This window comes from Nocardiopsis rhodophaea (genome assembly GCF_039530945.1).
In the GTDB taxonomy this organism is placed as follows: domain Bacteria; phylum Actinomycetota; class Actinomycetes; order Streptosporangiales; family Streptosporangiaceae; genus Nocardiopsis_C; species Nocardiopsis_C rhodophaea.
The window spans coordinates 186055-203320 of sequence record NZ_BAAAPC010000006.1; the positions used below are offsets into that span (position 1 = coordinate 186055).

Annotated in this window: 16 protein-coding genes and 1 pseudogene; 6 read left to right on the forward strand and 11 right to left on the reverse strand. The window is 71.0% G+C overall.

The genetic code is table 11. The features are described 5' to 3' along the window. Positions 1 to 195: 195 nt before the first annotated feature. Positions 196 to 1482 (forward strand): M14 family metallopeptidase, encoded by a 1287-nt coding sequence (locus ABD259_RS08830; protein ID WP_425573496.1) that lies wholly within the window; start codon positions 196 to 198, stop codon positions 1480 to 1482. Between the two features lie 139 nt (positions 1483 to 1621). Here the strand turns inward: ABD259_RS08830 and allB are convergent, their stop codons facing one another. Continuing rightward, complete coding sequence (allB, locus tag ABD259_RS08835; protein ID WP_344161433.1) at positions 1622 to 2971, reverse strand: allantoinase AllB; 1350 nt, start codon at positions 2969 to 2971, stop codon at positions 1622 to 1624. Between the two features lie 132 nt (positions 2972 to 3103). Next, positions 3104 to 4396 carry a DUF6986 family protein gene (locus ABD259_RS08840; RefSeq protein ID WP_344104090.1) on the reverse strand — a complete coding sequence of 431 codons (1293 nt, stop codon included), beginning with the start codon at positions 4394 to 4396 and terminating at the stop codon, positions 3104 to 3106. Positions 4397 to 4793: 397 nt separating this feature from the next. Here ABD259_RS08840 and ABD259_RS08845 point away from each other — a divergent pair, with 397 nt between their 5' ends. Then, on the forward strand, positions 4794 to 5558 hold the full coding sequence (locus tag ABD259_RS08845; protein ID WP_344104241.1) for an IclR family transcriptional regulator: 765 nt from the start codon (positions 4794 to 4796) through the stop codon (positions 5556 to 5558). A gap of 407 nt (positions 5559 to 5965) precedes the next feature. On the opposite strand, the gene era is transcribed toward ABD259_RS08845, so the two are convergent. The 6 genes from era to ABD259_RS08875 all read right to left on the reverse strand — a co-directional run bounded on the left by era (position 5966) and on the right by ABD259_RS08875 (position 11089). Continuing rightward, a complete protein-coding gene (gene era, locus ABD259_RS08850; RefSeq protein WP_344104087.1) occupies positions 5966 to 6934 on the reverse strand; it encodes a GTPase Era in 969 nt (322 codons plus the stop codon). A 100-nt stretch (positions 6935 to 7034) separates the two neighbouring features. Beyond that, positions 7035 to 7382: a cytidine/deoxycytidylate deaminase family protein gene (locus ABD259_RS08855; protein WP_344104085.1), complete on the reverse strand. Its 348-nt coding sequence runs from the start codon at positions 7380 to 7382 to the stop codon at positions 7035 to 7037. Positions 7383 to 7454: 72 nt separating this feature from the next. Next, a complete protein-coding gene (locus tag ABD259_RS08860; protein WP_344104083.1) occupies positions 7455 to 8885 on the reverse strand; it encodes a hemolysin family protein in 1431 nt (476 codons plus the stop codon). Next, positions 8882 to 9382, reverse strand: a complete 501-nt coding sequence (gene ybeY / locus ABD259_RS08865; RefSeq protein WP_344104081.1) for an rRNA maturation RNase YbeY — start codon at positions 9380 to 9382, stop codon at positions 8882 to 8884. Before ybeY ends, ABD259_RS08860 begins: the two co-directional genes overlap by 4 nt. 52 nt (positions 9383 to 9434) lie before the next feature. Next, positions 9435 to 10547 (reverse strand): PhoH family protein, encoded by a 1113-nt coding sequence (locus tag ABD259_RS08870; protein ID WP_344104079.1) that lies wholly within the window; start codon positions 10545 to 10547, stop codon positions 9435 to 9437. Positions 10548 to 10732: 185 nt separating this feature from the next. After that, a complete protein-coding gene (locus tag ABD259_RS08875; protein WP_344104077.1) occupies positions 10733 to 11089 on the reverse strand; it encodes a histidine triad nucleotide-binding protein in 357 nt (118 codons plus the stop codon). Between the two features lie 404 nt (positions 11090 to 11493). On the opposite strand from ABD259_RS08875, the gene ABD259_RS08880 reads away from it, so the two are divergent. Both ABD259_RS08880 and ABD259_RS08885 read left to right on the forward strand, forming a co-directional pair. Next, a complete protein-coding gene (locus tag ABD259_RS08880) occupies positions 11494 to 12027 on the forward strand; it encodes a SigE family RNA polymerase sigma factor (RefSeq protein ID WP_344104239.1) in 534 nt (177 codons plus the stop codon). Continuing rightward, positions 12024 to 12797, forward strand: coding sequence for a hypothetical protein (locus ABD259_RS08885; RefSeq protein ID WP_344104075.1), 774 nt, complete (start codon positions 12024 to 12026; stop codon positions 12795 to 12797). Before ABD259_RS08880 ends, ABD259_RS08885 begins: the two co-directional genes overlap by 4 nt. A gap of 9 nt (positions 12798 to 12806) precedes the next feature. Here the strand turns inward: ABD259_RS08885 and ABD259_RS08890 are convergent, their stop codons facing one another. The 3 genes from ABD259_RS08890 to hrcA are packed head-to-tail and all read right to left on the reverse strand — an operon-like array spanning position 12807 to position 15745. Next, positions 12807 to 13559 (reverse strand): 16S rRNA (uracil(1498)-N(3))-methyltransferase, encoded by a 753-nt coding sequence (locus ABD259_RS08890; RefSeq protein ID WP_344104073.1) that lies wholly within the window; start codon positions 13557 to 13559, stop codon positions 12807 to 12809. Positions 13560 to 13582: 23 nt separating this feature from the next. After that, a complete protein-coding gene (gene dnaJ / locus ABD259_RS08895; protein ID WP_344104071.1) occupies positions 13583 to 14731 on the reverse strand; it encodes a molecular chaperone DnaJ in 1149 nt (382 codons plus the stop codon). Further along, positions 14732 to 15745, reverse strand: coding sequence for a heat-inducible transcriptional repressor HrcA (hrcA, locus tag ABD259_RS08900; RefSeq protein ID WP_344104067.1), 1014 nt, complete (start codon positions 15743 to 15745; stop codon positions 14732 to 14734). 255 nt (positions 15746 to 16000) lie between these two features. Here hrcA and ABD259_RS08905 point away from each other — a divergent pair, with 255 nt between their 5' ends. Then, entirely contained in the window at positions 16001 to 16801 is an 801-nt protein-coding gene (locus ABD259_RS08905) for a DUF3097 domain-containing protein (RefSeq protein WP_412759405.1), read from the forward strand. 101 nt (positions 16802 to 16902) lie between these two features. Then, positions 16903 to 17266 (forward strand): annotated as a pseudogene (locus tag ABD259_RS08910) (hypothetical protein); the annotation flags it as partial.

The following is a 17266-nucleotide window of genomic DNA, read 5'->3' on the forward strand; positions in this document are numbered from 1 at the left end:
TCCACCAACGATGTGGCCGATTGTGGCCAATCCGCTGCGCTGTGCAACAGGTCCTACCTGCCGATTGCCGGATTTATCGGTGAATCCGGTACATGATCAGACTTGTTCAAGTATTGACGACTCCCTCCCATATATCTCAAATGGGCAGTGCAGTTCAGCGCCTCACCTCCCCCCACATCCCCCACAGGAGGCACTGTGCAACGGCGAAGACTGTTCATCCCCGCTGCCCTCATCCCCCTCTTCCTGAGCACCGCCATGACCGCCGCCCCCGCGTCCGCTTCGGACGAGACACCGCCCCAGCGCTACGCGGTCGCCGGCGCCTCGACCCCCCAAGAACGCACCGAGATCGCCCGGACCGGCGTCGCCATCGACGAGGTGGGCGAGCAATCGCTGGTCATCACCGCCACACCGGCCGAGGCCGACCGTGTCGACGCGCTCGGTTACGACCTCGTCGAGCTGCCCGATGCGGGCGCGTCCGGCGCTCCGGGACTCCAGGACTTCCCACCGAGCGACTCCGACTTCCACAACTTCGACGAGCTGACCGAGGTCGTGGACACGACGGTCGCCGACCACCCCGACATCGCGAAGAAATACGTGATCGGCTCCTCCTACCGGGGCCGGGACATCATGGCCGTCAAGATCAGCGGCAACGTCGAGACCGACGAGGACGAGCCGGAGGTCCTGTTCACCCACTCCCAGCACGCGCGTGAACACCTCACCGTCGAGATGGCGGTCTACCTCCTGGGGCTGTTCACCGACGAGTACGGCCGGGACCGGGAGATCACCGACTACCTGAACAGCCGGGAGATCTGGATCCTGCCCAACCTCAACCCCGACGGCAGCGAGTACGACATCGTCACGGGAAGCTACCGCCACTGGCGCAAGAACCGCCAGCCCAACCCGCGCACCTCCGCGGTGGGAACCGACATGAACCGCAACTGGGACTACAACTGGGGCTGCTGCGGCGGATCGTCGGGGTGGCCCGGCTCCCAGACCTACCGCGGCGCTTCCCCCGAGTCCGCCCCCGAGGTCAGGGCCGTCGCCGACTTCGTACGCGGCCGCATCGTCAACGGCGAGCAGCAGATCACGGTCGCCATCGACTGGCACACCTACAGTGAGCTGATCCTGTGGCCCTACGGCTACACCTACGACGAGACCGGGCCCGGCATGACACCGGACGACTACAACACCCACGCCGAACTCGGCCGCCTCATGGCGCGGACCAACGGCTACACCCCGGAGCAGTCCAGCGACCTGTACATCACGGACGGGACGATCAACGACTGGCTGTGGGGCGAGCAGCGGATCTTCAACTACACCTTCGAGATGTACCCCTCCAGCCAGTCCGGCGGCGGCTTTTACCCGCCGGACGAGGTGATCCCCAGGGAGACCACGCGCAACCGCGAAGCCGTCATGCACCTCCTCGACTACGCGGACTGCCCCCAGCGCGTCATCGGCAAGGAGGCCGAGTACTGCGGCTGACCTCCCGGACCGGCCAACCGGGGCCGTGGTGAGCGCGTGCTCTGACACGTCCCGCGGGTCGGTCGTACCCGACAGAGCCGTGGCCCCGGACGCGCTCGCGTCCGGGGCCACGGCCGCACCCAGCGCCGGTTTCCGTCGGCTACCGCCGGAGCAGCCGCCCTCGGGGCCGCTGCGGGTCGACGGGCGCGCCGCGCAGCCAGGCCTGCCGGACCACGCCCGTCAGTTCCCGGCCGTCATAGGCACTCAGCGGGTGCTTGTGCTGCAGGGTCGCGGCGTCGATGCGGGTGGAGGCGTCGGGGGCCACCACGGCGAAGTCGGCGTCGTAGCCGACCTCCAGACGCCCCTTGCCGCGCACGCCCGCGATCTCGGCGGGGCGCCGCGCCATCCAGCGCACCACGTCGCTGAGCGCGTACCCGCGCGTGCGGGCCTCCGTCCAGACGGCCGGGAACCCCACCTGCAGGCCCGACACCCCGCCCCACGCCGTGCCGAAGTCGCCGGTACCCAGTTCCTTGAGGTCGGGGGTGCTCGGCGAGTGGTCACTGACCACGCAGTCGATAAGGCCCTCGCCCAGGGCCCGCCACAGGGCGTCCCGGTTGGCCGCCCCGCGGATGGGCGGGCAGCATTTGAACTGCGTCGCCCCGGCGGGCACCTCCTCAGCGGCGATGGTGAGGTAGTGCGGGCAGGTCTCGACGGTGAGCGGAACACCGTCGTCCTTGGCCTCCTTGATCAGCGGCAGGGCGGTCGCGGTGGACAGGTGCAGGATGTGCGACCGGGTGCCGGTGGCCCGCGCGGTGTCGATGACGAGCCGGATCGCCGCGTGCTCGGCCTCGTCGGGCCGGGAGGCGAGGAAGGAGGCGTATGTGCGGCCCTGGGCCGGCGGGGCGGCCTCAAGGACGCGCGGATCCTCGGCGTGCACGATGATCATCCCGCCGAACGCGCCGATTGCGGCGACGGCGGCACGGTACTCCTCGGGGCTCAGGTGGCCGAACTCGTCGACGCCCGAGGGCGAGAGGAACGACTTGAAGCCGTAGACGCCCTCCTCATGCAGGGCCCGCAGCTCGTCGGACGTCCGCGGCCCGGTGTTCTCCGGAACGGCCCCGCCCCAAAACCCGACGTCGACGGCGACCTGGTCACGCGCGACGTCGCGCTTGACGTGCAGCCCTTCGACCGTCGTCGTGGGCGGGACACTGTTCAGCGGCATGTCGACGATCGTGGTGACACCGCCGGCCGCGGCGGCGCGCGTGGCGGTGGCGAAGCCCTCCCACTCGGTCCGGCCGGGCTCGTTCACGTGCACGTGGCTGTCGACGAGGCCGGGGAGCAGCACCTCGTCGTCGGCGAGGTCGACGGTTCGGTCGGCGTCAAGCCCGGCGCCCAGGGCCGCCACTGCGGCGATCCGCCCCTCTCTCACGCCGATCTCGACGGCGCGCTCCTCATCCCCCGCCACCGCCCGGCGTGCGCGGATGGTCAGGTCGTAGTCGTGTTGTGCCATAACGTCCCATCCCACTCGTGGTCCACAGGTCAATTCATCGCGGTGGCGGCGCGGCCCACCGTCCGAGTTAGCTGGATGCAAGGGGTTCCCCCGGGAACCCCGCGTTCGTCATGCGCGGAGCCCGGATCCGGCTCAGCCCACACGGCGGGCGGCCAGCGAGGTGAGGCTGTCGACGCTCGCCCCCGTGGCCTTCTCCACCTCGCGCTCGCCCAGCGCGCCGCAGCGCAGGCCGCGCACCAGGGCCGCGGACAGGGCCTGGGCGGTCGCCGGTTCGTCCTGGACGCCGCTGTCCAGCGCGCCGAGGTAGGCCCTGAGGCGGTCGGCCGCCGGGGCGAAGGCCTCCCGGTAGAAGGCGTAGGTGGCCAGGTAGCGGGTGGGGAGCTGGTGCGGGTGCAGGTCCCACCCCTGGTAGAAGGCCCGCTCCAGGGAGCGGCGGACCAGTCCGGCGTGCAGGCGCCAGGCGGCGTGCACGTCCTCCGGCGTCCCCACCGGGAGCACGTTGGTGGACCCGTCCGACAGCCACACCCCGGTTCCCGCGGCGGCCAGCTGCATGACCGCCTTGGCGTGGTCGGCCGCCGGGTGCGCCATGCTCTGGTAGGCGGCGGTGACCCCGCACGCGGCGCTGTAGTCGTAGGTGCCGTAGTGCAGGGCGGTGACGCGCCCGCCGCCCGCGTGCACCATTTGGGCCACGGCGGCGGTGCCGTCGGGGGCAAGGATGGACTGCGGGGTCTCGATCTGCAGCTCGAAGCCGAGCCGCCCCGTGTCGAGCCCGAACCGCGACTCCAGCTGCTCGGTCACCCACACCATCGCTTCGACCTGCTCCACCGAGGTGATCTTGGGCAGGGTCAGGACGAAGCCGTCCGGCAGGTCGCCGGCGCCGTCGAGCACGGCCCCGAGGAACAGGGCCAGGGTACGCAGACCCCGGTGCCGCCCGGCGGCCTCCATGCCCTTCATTCGGATGCCGACGTAGGGCGGGGCCGCGCCCGCCGCCAGATCGGCGCACAGAGCCGCGGCGGCCTCCCGCACGTGGCGGTCCTCCTCAGTGTCGGAGCGGCTGCCGTAGCCGTCCTCCAGGTCGATCCTGAGGTCCTCCACGGGTTCGGTGCGCAGCTTGTCCAGGACGCGGGGGAGGCAGTCGGCCACCATGTCCTCGGCCAGGCCGGTCGCCGCCGCCAGGGCGGTGGCGTCGGGCGCGGTCTCGGCCAGAAGGTGGAGGGCCTGGTCGCCCCACGCACGCGCGATCCCCGAATGGACGCGGTCGGCGGGGACGTAGACGGTGTGCACCGGTTGGCGCCGCCCCCGCTCCCCTGGATACCGCTCCAGCAACCTGGCGTCGGCATCGGCCAGCCGCCTGTCAAGGGCATCGTTCAGATCGTCCAGGCCGATACCGGCCAGGTCCGCGCCGCCCCGCGGTGAACCCTGCATACCCACTGCTGATGACCCTTTCCGTTTCGTCACTCCGGTCGGCCACGGCCGGGCTGCCCCTACAGAATCCCGATCCGAGTGCTTCTATATAGCGGACATTAACTTCTACAATTCGGAAGAACAAGAGCAAGCGGCGGAGAGACCTCACCCCGGGGCCACCACGAGCACCACGAGCGGGCCCTCGGGAACCCCAAACGGGTATCCTCCACTGCTTCCGTATCGCAGAATGAGAACTCCGAAGAGTGCGACCGCGAGGAACCGAGAACACCGATCGAAGCGGTCACGTGTTGGGAGCTGGAGACCCTTGGCAACGTCATCGACAGCGGCCGGCGGCAACGGCGCCGCCGATCCCCTTGCCCCAGGAGCCACCGGCGCCGCCGGGTCGGACTCCGATCCCCTGCCCGGCACCCGCCCGCGCGCCGGCGGGGTCCAATCGTTGGACCGGGCCTTCGCGCTGCTGGAGATCATGGCCGACGCGGGCGGGGAGATCTCCCTGAGCGAACTGGCCGACGCCTCCGGCCTGCCCCTGCCCACCATCCACCGGATCATCCGCACCCTGGTCGGCAACGGGTACGTGCGGCAGCTGCCCTCGCGGCGGTACGCCCTGGGCCCCCGGCTGATCGGCCTCGGCGAGAGCGCCTCCCGCATGCTCGGTACCTGGGCCCGGCCTCATCTGTCGCAGCTCGTGGAGGACCTCGGCGAGACCGCGAACCTGGCGATGCTCGACGGGGACAAGGTCGTTTACGTCGCGCAGGTCCCCTCCCCGCACGCTATGCGCATGTTCACGGAGGTCGGCCGACGCGTCCTGCCGCACTCCGCCGGTGTCGGCAAGGCCCTGCTCGCCCAGCTGCCCGAGGACGAGGCGCTGGCCACCGTGCGGCGCACCGGCATGCCGGCCGCCACCGACCGCACCATCACGACACCCGAGGCGTTCGCCTCCGAGCTGGCCCGGATCCGTGAGCGCGGATACGCCATCGACGACGGCGAACAGGAGATCGGGGTGCGCTGCCTAGCGGTCGGCGTCCAGGGCGGCCCGGCCATGATGGCCGTCTCGATCTCCGGCCCGGAGGCCCGGGTCAGCTGGGACTTCGTCGAGAGGGCCGCGCCCATCGTGCAGCGCACGGCGGCGGCCCTGGCCGGAGACCTGAACCACCAGAACTGACCGCCGACGGCGGGCGCGGGGACGCCTCGACCGACGCGGTCGGGGGGATTCCGGAGGGGCGCCGAACGACGTGGCGTCGACCGCTCGCCGCGGCCGCGGACCGTCGTCGCGCTCCGCGGCCGCGGCAGGCCGTCGGCCTTCTCGGCGACGCCGCCGCCACGGACCTTCCCGGCCGCGGGGAGCACGGCCCCGCCCTGGCGTCGGTGCCCACGTGCGGTACGAGCGGGCCGACGACGGCCGGGCTCGGGCACGCGCCCGCTTCGAACGGCCGCGCGGTCCGCGGTCCGCCCGCGGGGTCTCGGGCGCGTCCACGGCACGCCGGGCGGGGCCGCCGTGGTGGCGACGGCCACGAAGACCCGGGACAGCGGTCCGGGCGCGAAGCCCAGCGCCGGGGTCGGCCTCCGGCGTCAGGTCTGCTGGTCGAAGCCCAACCGCCGCAGTTGCTTGGGGTCGCGCTGCCAGTCCTTGGCGACACGCACCCGCAGGTCCAGATAGACCCTGCTGCCCAGCAGCCCCTCGATCTGCTTGCGCGCGGCCGAGCCGACCTGGCGCAGCCGGGCGCCCTTCGCGCCGATCACGATGGCCTTCTGGCTCGGGCGCTCCACATACAGCGAGGCGTAGATGTCGATGAGCTCCCTGCCCGGCGGGGCGTCCGCGCGCGGGGCCATCTCGTCGACCACCACCGCGATCGAGTGCGGCAGCTCGTCGCGGACGCCTTCGAGGGACGCCTCCCGGATGAGCTCGGCGACCAGCATCTCCTCGGGCTCGTCGGTGAGATCGCCGTCCGGGTACAGCGGCGGCCCCTCGGGCAGGTGGCCGCAGAGGACGTCGGTGACGGTATCGACCTGGAACCCGCTGTCGGCCGAGACCGGCACGATGTCGGCCCACTCCCCCAGGCGGTCCACGGCCATCAGCTGCTCGCCGATCTGCCGCTTGTCGGCCAGGTCGGTCTTGGTGACCACGGCGACGACCGGGGTGTCGGTCTGCGCGGCGAGCTCGCCCGCGATGTAGGTGTCGCCGCGGCCGATCGGCTCGTTGGCCGGGACGCAGAACACGATGACGTCGACCTCGACCAGCGTCGAGCGGACGAGGCTGTCGAGCCGCTCGCCCAGCAGCGTGCGGGGCTTGTGCAGGCCGGGGGTGTCCACGACGATCAGCTGGGCGTCGTCGCGGTGCACGATCCCCCGCACCGTGCGCCGGGTGGTCTGCGGGCGGTTGCTGGTGATCGCGACTTTCTGTCCTACCAGCGCGTTCATCAGCGTCGACTTGCCGACGTTGGGCCGGCCGACGAAGCAGGCGAACCCGCTGCGGAACCCCTCCGGGTAGGAGGGCATGGCGAGCGGAACTCGCAGCTTCTCGAAGTCGAGGTCGTTCATTACTCCAGTGTCACCTGTATCAGAGGGCGCTCGGGACCAGGAACGGGCGTGCGTCCGCGCACGTGGGTGCGGGCGCGGGCCCGGCGCCCGGATCTCGGCGTCAGCGCGTGATGCTCTGCGGGGTACCGTCGGGCGCGACCAGTAGCAGCGTGGACGTCTTCAGATCCGCCGCCACCGCGGTGTCGTCCTCGGACAGCCCGTCGGCGGCGGTGACCACGACGGCCGCCTCCAGCGTCTCGGCCTCGCTGGACACCGCCGCCGCGACGGCGGCCTGGAGGGCCGACAGGCGCAGCGCGGGCAGGTCGACCGTGGTCGCCACGTACGTGCGGCCGGTCTCATCGCGCACCGCCGCGCCCTCGCGCGCCCCGTTGCGTGCGCGGGACGCGCGGGCCAGCGTGATGAGCTTCTCGTCCTCAGGGTCGAGGTCGCGCGGGGCCGTATCGGTCACGGGTCTGTTCTCCATTCGTCGGGTCACCGGTGAACGCATCACCGATCGTGCGGTGCCGCCGGGCGGCGGGTGTCAGTCGCTCTCGGCGGAGTCGGCGTGGCCCGCCTCCCCCGGCTCGTCCGTGATCCGCTCCACCAGGACCGTCGCTGTCCGGTTGCGGCGCCCGACCGCCTCTTCGGCGGTCAGCCTGAGCCCAGCGTAGTCCGCGCGGGAGCCGCTGATCGGAACCCGCCCCAGGGCGTAGGCCAGCAGCCCGCCGACGGTCTCGACATCGGCGGCGTCCAGCTCCACCTCGAACAGCTCGGCCAGCTCGCCCAGCGGCAGCCGTGCGGTGACCCGCGCCCGGCCCTCCCCGAGCCGCTCGATCGGCGGGGTCTCGTCGTCGTACTCGTCGGTGATCTCTCCAACGATCTCCTCGACGATGTCCTCGATCGTGACCAGACCGGCCGTACCGCCGTACTCGTCGATCACCACCGCCACGTGGGTGCGCTTCTGCTGCATCTCGCGCAGCAGCCCGTCGATGGGCTTGGAGTCCGGAACGAAGTAGCCGGGGCGCATGACATCGCGCGCCGTGGTCCGCTCGGCCGCTGCGGAGCCGCCCCTCCCGGCCCACAGATCGCGCATGCGCGCGGCCACGTCCTTGATGTAGAGGATGCCAATGACGTCGTCCTCGTCCTCCCCGATCACCGGGATCCGGGAAAACCCGCTGCGCAGCGCCAGGTTCAGGCAGTCGTCCAGCGCGGCGTCGTGGTCGACGAACACGATGTCGGTGCGCGGCACCATGACCTCGCGGACCGAGGTGTCGTCGAGCTTGAACACCGAGTGGATCATCTGCCGTTCCTCGGCGTCGATCACGTGGCCCCGCTCGGCCAGGTCGACCATGCGCCGCAGCTCGTCCTCACTGCTGAACGGACCCTCCCGGTCGCCCTTGCCGCGCGGGGTCAGGCCGCGCCCGACGCGGACGAGAACGCGCGCCAGCGGACCGACGACCACGGCGACGGGCGCCACGAGGGTCGCGCTGGCCAGCGCGATGGACCCGGCGAACTGGCGGCCCAGGATGCGCGGGGTGACCCCGATGAGCACGTAGTCCACGAGGATCATCAGCACGCCGGTCAGCGCGACGGCCGTCCAGTTCAGCCCGAAGCGTCCGATGAAGCCGACCGCCAGCGCCAGCCCCGCCAGGACCTCGCAGACCACCCGGAGCAGCAGCACCACGTTGAGGTGGCGCGCGGGATCGGCGGCGATGGCCTCCAGTCGCCCCGCGCCGACCCGCCCGGAGTCGACGAGGTGGCCGATACCCGTCCGCGCGGTGCGGGTGACGGCGACCTCAGCGCTGACGAAGAACGCGGCGAGCACGGTGAGGACGGCCGCGGCGGTGAACGCGCCGATGGGCGGGATCGCACTGTGGACCGCGACGGCCGGCGCGACCGGTCCGCCGTACTGCGAGGCGACCGCCGAGAGGGCCGAGAGAACAGGGCTTTCAGCGGCGCCGGTGACGCTCATCTGGTGGTGTCGTCCCTCTCACCGGTGGAATCGGCGGCCTCGGCCGCGAGGAGTGCGCGCCACCCCGCCAGGATCTCGCCCTGCAGGCCGAACATCTCCCGGTGTTCCTCGGGCTCGGCGTGGTCGTAGCCGAGCAGGTGCAGGATGCCGTGCGTGCACAGCAGGTCGATCTCGTCCTGCGCGCTGTGACCGGCCTTCTCCGCCTGCTTCGCGGCCACCTGGGGGCAGATGATCACGTCGCCCAGGATGCCCGGCTCGGAGGTGCGGTCCCCGTTCCCCGGGCGTAGCTCGTCCATGGGGAAGGACAGCACGTCGGTCGGACCGGGCTCGTCCATCCAGCGGACGTGCAGCTCGGTCATGGGGTCTTCGTCGACGAGGACGATGGACAGCTCCGCGAGCGGGTGCACCCGCATCGCGTCGAGGGCGTAACGGGCCAGCCGGGCCAGCCGCTCCTCGTCCGCCGGGACGCCGGACTCGTTCGCGACGTCGATACTCATTGCTTTGCGCGCCTTATCTGTTCGTGGGCCCCGCGGGATCGCCCGCAGGGGGTCATCCGGCGCCGCCGGCGGTGGTGCCGTCGGAGCCGGCCGGGGTGTCCGGGCCGCGCGCGCCCGCCGACGGGGTGCCCGGGCGGGTACCGGAGCGGCCCTTGCGGTGACTGTTGCCCTGCTGGTCGTCCTGCCGGTTGCTCTGCTCATAGTCATACCGCCCATAGGCGTCGACGATCGCGCTCACGAGCTTGTGTCGCACGACGTCGTTGCTGTCGAGCCAGCAGAAGCCGATGTCGTTGATGCCGTCCAGGATCCGCTCGATGGTGCGCAGGCCGCTGGACGTTCCGCCGGGGAGGTCGACTTGGGTGACGTCACCGGTGACCACGATCTTCGAGCCGAAGCCGAGCCGGGTCAGAAACATCTTCATCTGCTCGGGCGAGGTGTTCTGGGCCTCGTCGAGGATGATGAAGGAGTCGTTCAGGGTACGCCCGCGCATGTAGGCCAGCGGTGCCACCTCGATGGTCCCCGAGTCCATCAGCTTGGGGATCGAATCGGGGTCCAGCATGTCGTGCAGGGCGTCGTAGAGCGGCCGCAGATACGGGTCGATCTTCTCGTAGAGCGTGCCGGGCAGGAAGCCCAGCCGCTCTCCGGCCTCGACGGCGGGACGCGTGAGGATGATCCGGTTGACCTGCTTGTTCTGCAGCGCCTTGACCGCCTTGGCCATGGCCAGGTAGGTCTTGCCGGTCCCGGCCGGGCCGATACCGAAGACGATGGTGTGCTTGTCGATGGAGTCGACGTAGCGCTTCTGGTTGAGCGTCTTGGGACGGATGGTGCGGCCCCGCGCCGAGAGGATGTTCATCGTCAGCACGTCCGCGGGGCGCTCGCCGCTCGTTGAGCGGAGCATGGCCAGCGTCCGGTCGACGGCGTCGGGGGTGAGGTGGGCGCCGTTCTTGGCGAGCTCGATGAGTTCCTCGATCAAGCGCACGGCCAGCGCGGTCTCTTCGGGGCTGCCGCTGATGGTGATCTCGTTCCCCCGGACGTGGATGTCGCTATCGAAGGAGCGCTCGACCGTCCGCAGGAGTTCGTCGCCAGATCCCAGCAGGTTGACCATGGTGTGCTCTTCGGGCACCACGATCTTCACCTGGGTGCTGTGTTGTGTTGACTCGACCATGGTGTGGCCTTGCGGCCGTCTCGCCCCTACCTCTCGAATCCGTCGGCATCATGGTGACTCAGGGGCTCCGGCTGAGAGGCGACGCGACCACTCACGCTCAGTGGCGTGATCGCAGAGGTCCCAGCGAAGGCTGTTGTCGGTTGAATTCTATCAACGGCGCCACCCCGGACCCGCGGACCGCAGGCCTACCCGGGCGGCCACTCCAGACCGCGGCCTCCCAGGAGGTGGCCGTGCACATGGAAGACGGTCTGCCCGGCCCCGGTACCGGTGTTGAAGACGAGCCGGTAGCCACTTTCGGCGATGCCCTCGCCGACGGCCACCTCGTGCGCCTCGCGGGCGATCTCGTCCATCAGGCCGAGGCCCGCCCTGCCGACGGCGCCGGCATCGGGGTAGTGGTCGCGCGGGATCAACAGCACATGGGTGGGCGCCTGCGGATTGATATCGCGTATGGCGACCGTGCGCTCGCCCTCCCGCACCATCTCGGCGGGCACCTCGCCCGCGACGATCTTGCAGAACAGGCAGTCGGCTGCGGTCCTGGCCACCGGCCCTCCCTCGGTTGTCTCCCCTACGGCGAAGCAATCGTCCACCCCGCACTCTAGCGAGGACGAAGGTCGGGCGCGCGCTCCCGCCCGCCGTCAGCCGAGATGCCGCGCCCGGCCTGCCGGCCGGATGCGGGCGGGACCGAACGCGGCGCTGATTCCGGCCCCCGGGGCGTACCGAAGAGGGCTATTCTGTTGCTTCGCGTGACTTCGCCCACGCCGCGCCGGTTTTGCTATGGTCGCCTCGCTCACGGACGGTGACGGCGCGGCGAACCGCGCCCGAAGGGAACCGATGACCCCTCCCGGCACACACCAGGGTCGGACAACACAATCAGGTGAGAAGAACCGGCATGCCCTTTCGTAAACCCGGCGACAAGGGCGCGCGTCCAAGGGACGTGACAGAAACGATGGTCGCGGGAGCCTCCGCAGCGGCGATGACATCGGTCGGATGGGATGCCGACCAAGCGGTGACTCAGCTGTACAGCGAGCACTACCGGCCCCTGGTCCGATTGGCCGTCCTCCTCGTTCGCGATCACGCGACCGCCGAAGAAGTCGTCCAAGACGCATTCGTCGCCATGCACGGCGCTTGGCGCCGGTTGCGGGACCCGAGCAAGGCACTGTCCTATCTGCGCCAGTCCGTGGTCAACCGCGCCCGGTCGGTGCTGCGGCACCGGGCCGTCGTCGAGAAGCACGTCCCCAAGGCGCTCCCCGACGCCCCCAGCGCCGAGCATGGTGCCCTCGGTGAGCTGGAACGCACCGCCGTGATCAGGGCGCTGCGCCGACTGCCCACCCGACAGCGCGAAGCTATCGTGCTCCGGTACTACGGTGATCTTTCCGAGGCACAGATCGCCGACGCCATGGGCATCAGCCGGGGCGCGGTGAAGAGCCATACCGCGCGGGGCATCGCCGCGCTCCGCACGGTTCTGGAGCAGACGACATGACCGACCCATACGACGAGGCCATCGACGAGCGCCTGCGCGCCATCCTGCGCGCCGAGGCCGACTCCGTCACGCCCTCTCCCGAGGGGCTGGAGAAGATCCGCGCCCGAACCGAGCAGCGCCGGGTGTGGTGGACCTTCGGCCTGCCCTGGATCCGTCCCGTCCTGGCCGTGGGCGCGGCGGCGCTCATCGCCGGGTCTGTTCTGATCGGCACCCCGCAGGTCCGCGAGCAGCTGCTGCCGTCGTCGCTGACCTCGCCGACCGCACCGAGCGACACCACGAGTGAGCGCGACAGCAGCGGGCGGGCCGCCGGCGAGCTGCGGGGTCCGGTCGCGCCGGATTCCGGAACGCGCGGGCAGGAGCCGGAGAACAGCCCGTCCCCGACCGGCCCCGAGGCCGAGGACGCCTCGCCCGATGACGGTGCGGCCAGCGACGGCGCGACGACGGCCGCCGCCTGCCCGCCCGGCCGTACCCCCAGCGGACGGCCGTCCGGGGACCCCGATCAGGGGGACGACTCCGACGACAAGGACGACGGTCAGGACTCCGGCGGAGGCACCGACCGCACCGCCTGCGTGCCGACCCAGGACCCCGACAGTCCCGACGGCACCGCGGACACCGACCCCGGCGGCACCGACACGGGTGACGGCGGGGACCAGGGCTCGGGCGGCGAGGACGACACCAGCAGCACACCGTCGCCCGACAGCGAGACAGGCCAGACCACCGAGGCGTCGGCTGAGTCGCCGGTACCGGCGACCGGCACCCCGGAGATGTAGCCGAACGCGCTACCAGCGGCCGCTGCGGGCCTGCAGCACGGCGAGCGCGGCGACGCCTGCGGTGGAGGTGCGCAGCACGGTCGGCCCGAGGAGGGCGCGCACGGCTCCGGCCTCGTCGAAGGCCCGCAGTTCGGCATCGGTGAATCCGCCCTCGGGGCCCACCACGATGACGATGCCGCTTGCGGGAGCATCCCCGGCCCCGCCTTCGGGGAGCTTGACCGCGGACAGCCGCTCCTCGGTGTCCTCGTGCAGGACGATGCCCAGGTCGGCGGCGGCGAGCAGGGCGGTCACGTCGCGGGTGGCCGCCAGATCGGCGACGTCGGGTATCCGGCTGCGCCGGGCCTGCTTGGCCGCCTCGCGGGCCGTGGCGCGCCACTTGGCCAGCGACTTGGCGGCACGCTCGGCCCTCCAACGGGTCACACAGCGCTCGGCCGACCACGGCACGATCGCGTCGACCCCGGCCTCGGTCATGACCTCGACCGACAGTTCGCCGCGGTCACCCTTGGGCAGCGCCTGCACGACCGTGATGGCCGGGCTGGGCCGCGGCTCGACGTGGCGCTCCCGGACCGCGCAGACGACGGAGTCCTTGGCGACGTCGGTGACCACGCAGCGTGCCCGCGTCCCCGCGCCGTCGACGAGATCCACGGTCTCGCCGACGGTGATACGTCGGACCACGGCCGCGTGCCGCCCCTCGGGTCCGGACAGCAGCACGCGGTCCTGGTCGAGCTCACCCGCCCCGGTCAGGAAAACCGGAGGTGTCAACGCAATCCCCTTGTTCTCGCCTGTTACCTGGCGCCGAAAGCGTCGCGCAGCTTGGAGAACAGGCCGCTGTGGCCCGGGCTGAACTTGCCCGGCGGCTGGTCCTCTCCTCGCAGCTCGGCGAACTTGCGCAGCAGCGCCTCCTGCTCCTCGTCGAGCTTGGCCGGCGTCTCCACGTCGACCTGGATCATCAGGTCGCCGCGTCCGTTGCCGTCGAGCCGCTTGCTGCCCCGGCCCGCCAGGGTGATGACGTGCCCGGAGTTGGTGCCCGGCCGCAGGTCGATCTCCTCGGTGCCGTCGAGCGTCTCGAAGGTGAACGAGGCGCCGAGGGCCGCCGCCGTCATGGGGACGGTGATCGTGCAGTGCAGGTCGTCGCCGCGCCGCTCGAAGATGGGGTGCGGACGCTGCACGATCTCCAGGAAGATGTCGCCGCGCGGGCCGCCGTTGGGGCCGACCTCACCCTCGCCGGCGAGCTGGATCTGGGTGCCGTCTTCGACGCCGGCCGGGATCTGCACCTTGCGGGTGACCTTCTCGCGGACACGGCCCTCGCCCGAGCAGTCGGCGCAGGGGTCGGTGATCACGCTGCCCTGGCCCGAGCACTGCGGGCAGGGGCGGGTGGTCATGACCTGGCCCAGGAACGAGCGCGCGACCTGGGAGACCTCACCGCGTCCCTGGCACATGTCGCAGGTGCGGCGGTGGGTGCCCTTGGCCGTCCCCTCGCCCTGGCAGGTGTCGCACAGGACGGCGGTGGGGAATGTCACGTCCTTGGTGACACCGAAGGCCGCCTCGGAGAGGTCGAGCTCGACGCGCACCTTGATGCTGCGTCCGCGGCGCACCCGGTCGCGCGGACCCCGTCCACCGCCCGGGTGACCGCCGCCGAAGAAGGCGTTCATGATGTCGTCGAAGGGGAAACCCGTCGCGCCGAAGCCGCCGGCTCCGGCACCCGCGCCGCCACCGGGCGCGAACGGGTCGGCGCCCATGTCGAACATGCGGCGCTTGTCGTCGTCGGAGAGGACCTCGTAGGCCTGCGTCACTTCCTTGAAGCGCTCCTGGGTGGCCGGGTCGGGGTTGACGTCCGGGTGCAGCTCACGGGCGAGTCGGCGGTAAGCCTTCTTGATCTCGTCCTTGGACGCGTCCCGGCGCACACCGAGGATCTCGTAATAGTCGTTCGCCACTTACTGCCCCGCCAAAATCGTGCCTACGTACCGAGCCACAGCGCGTACCGCTCCCATCGTTCCGGGGTAATCCATGCGTGTCGGACCGACCACACCGAGCTTGGCCAGCGAGTGATCACCGATCCCGTAACCAGCGGAGACGATCGAGGTCGATCTGAGGCCCTCATGGGAGTTCTCTTCGCCAATGCGTACCGTGAGCGAGGAGGGGTCCCCCGCCTCACCAAGCAAACGGATGAGGACCACGTTCTCTTCCAGCGCTTCGAGTACCTCCCGAAGGCTAGCCGAGAAATCCATCGCGGCGAGATTCGCCGTTCCCGCCAGGACGATCTTCTCCTCGCGGCTCTCCACAAGGCTTTCCAACAGGACCGACAGCACCGACGCCGCCATTCGCCGCTCGTCGGCGGGAACCAGCGAGGGCACATCGGCCACGGCGGGCGGAACATCGGTCAGCCACTTGCCGACCAGCAGCCGGTTGAGCAGAGTCCGGAGGTTTTCGACGCTGTCGTCGTCGACCCAGTCGAGGTGGTCGATCACCCGCTGCTCCACCCGTCCGGTGTCGGTGATCAACACCATCATCACGCGCTGCGGACCCAGCGGCACGAGTTCGACGTGCTGCACGGCCGAGCGGGTCAGAGACGGATACTGGACGATCGCCACCTGCCGGGTCAGCTGCGCGAGCAGTCGCACCGTGCGGGTCACGATCTCGTCAAGGTCGACGGCACCGCCGAGGAACGTCTCGATCGCCCTGCGTTCCGCCGCTGACAGGGGCTTGACCGTGGACAGACGGTCGACGAAGAGGCGGTAGCCCTTGTCGGTGGGGATCCGGCCGGCGCTGGTGTGCGGCTGGGTGATGTACCCCTCTTCTTCGAGAGCCACCATCTCATTGCGGATCGTCGCCGGTGAGACACCGAGGGTGTGCCGATCCGCCAAGGCCTTCGATCCCACGGGCTCCTTCGTGGACACGTAGTCCTCGACGATGGCACGCAGGACCGCGAGTTTCCGGTCGTCGAGCACGCGCTCACCTCCTGGCACTCCGTGGTCTTGAGTGCTAATTCTAGCCTCCATCGCAAGGTCGTTCCGGATTCGGACCGGCGGCGCGACCCCTGTCGGGCCCAGCCGCCCCGCGCCAGCGTCCGCGAACTGGGGAAGCTCGCACCCGGTTGACCGATGCCGCCACTACAATCCGGGGCCGTGCGCACCGACTCAGGCAATGACACCGGGACCGGTTCCGGATGGCGGTCCTATGGCGACCGCTACGGCGGCGACGTCCTGGCGGGCGACTGGCGCCGCCCCCGCAAGGGCCGGGTCGCCGAGGTCCCCATCGAGCGCGACCTCGTCGTGGAGTCCGCCGACGAGCGGTTCTGCGGAGCCGTGGTCGACTGGGACAAAACCACCGTCACCCTGGAAGACCGACACGGCGGGCGGAGAGTGTTCGACCTCACCCCGGCCGCCTTCCTGGTCGACGGAGCGCCCGCCACCCTCGTGCGCCCGGCAGCGGCATCGCGCGGGCCCGCCCGCAGCGCCTCCGGCTCGATCGCGGTCCAGCACGCGCGCTCCCGGGTGGCCAAGGAGGGTCGGATCTACGTGGAGGGCGTCCACGACGCCGAGCTCGTGGAGCGGGTGTGGGGCCACGATCTGCGCGTGGAGGGCGTGGTCGTCGAGTACCTGGAGGGGGTCGACCACCTGCCCGAGGTCGTGCGCGACTTCGCGCCCGGTCCGCATCGGCGGCTCGGCGTCCTGGTCGACCACCTGGTACCGGGCTCCAAGGAGAGCCGGATCGCCGCCGAGGTGACCTCACCGCACGTCCTGGTCGCGGGCCACCCCTTTGTCGACGTCTGGCAGGCGGTGAAGCCGTCCGTCCTGGGCATCGACGCCTGGCCGGAGGTGCCGCGCGGCATCCCGTGGAAGGAGGGGGTACTGCGGGCGCTGGGCAGCCGGGAGAAGCCGGGAGAAGCCTGGCGGCGCATCCTGGGATCGGTACGGTCGTATGCCGATCTGGAACCAGAACTCCTCGGGCGCGTCGAAGAACTGATCGACTTCGTTACCGCCCCGTACGTGGTGGAAGACTAGGGTCGCCTAGGAACCGACCGCGAGAACCGCTCGCGGTGCCCCTCGATCCCGGGCGGTCGGACGTGACGATCGGCCCAACGCAAGCGGCATACCCAAGGGACATGATGAGCGAGACCCCGCCCAACGGACCACACCCCCAGGACCGTCCGGCCGACGGCCAACCGGCGCCCGGCCCCACCCCTCCCGACGCGCACCCGGGCACGGGACAGGCGGGGACCGGTGGGCAGCCCGGCTACGGCCAGCACCCGCCGCAGCCCGGCTTCGCCCAGCCGTACCAGCAGCAGCCTCCGCAGGCCCCGCAGGGCTACGAGCAGCAGCCGGGGTACGGCCAGCCCAGTGGCGGACAGCAGCCCCCGCACGGCTACGAGCAACCGCAGCCCTACCCCCCGCACCACCCCCAGCAGCAGCCCCAACAGCCCGCCTTCGGGCAGCCGCTCCAGCCGGGAATGGGCTACGACCAGCAGC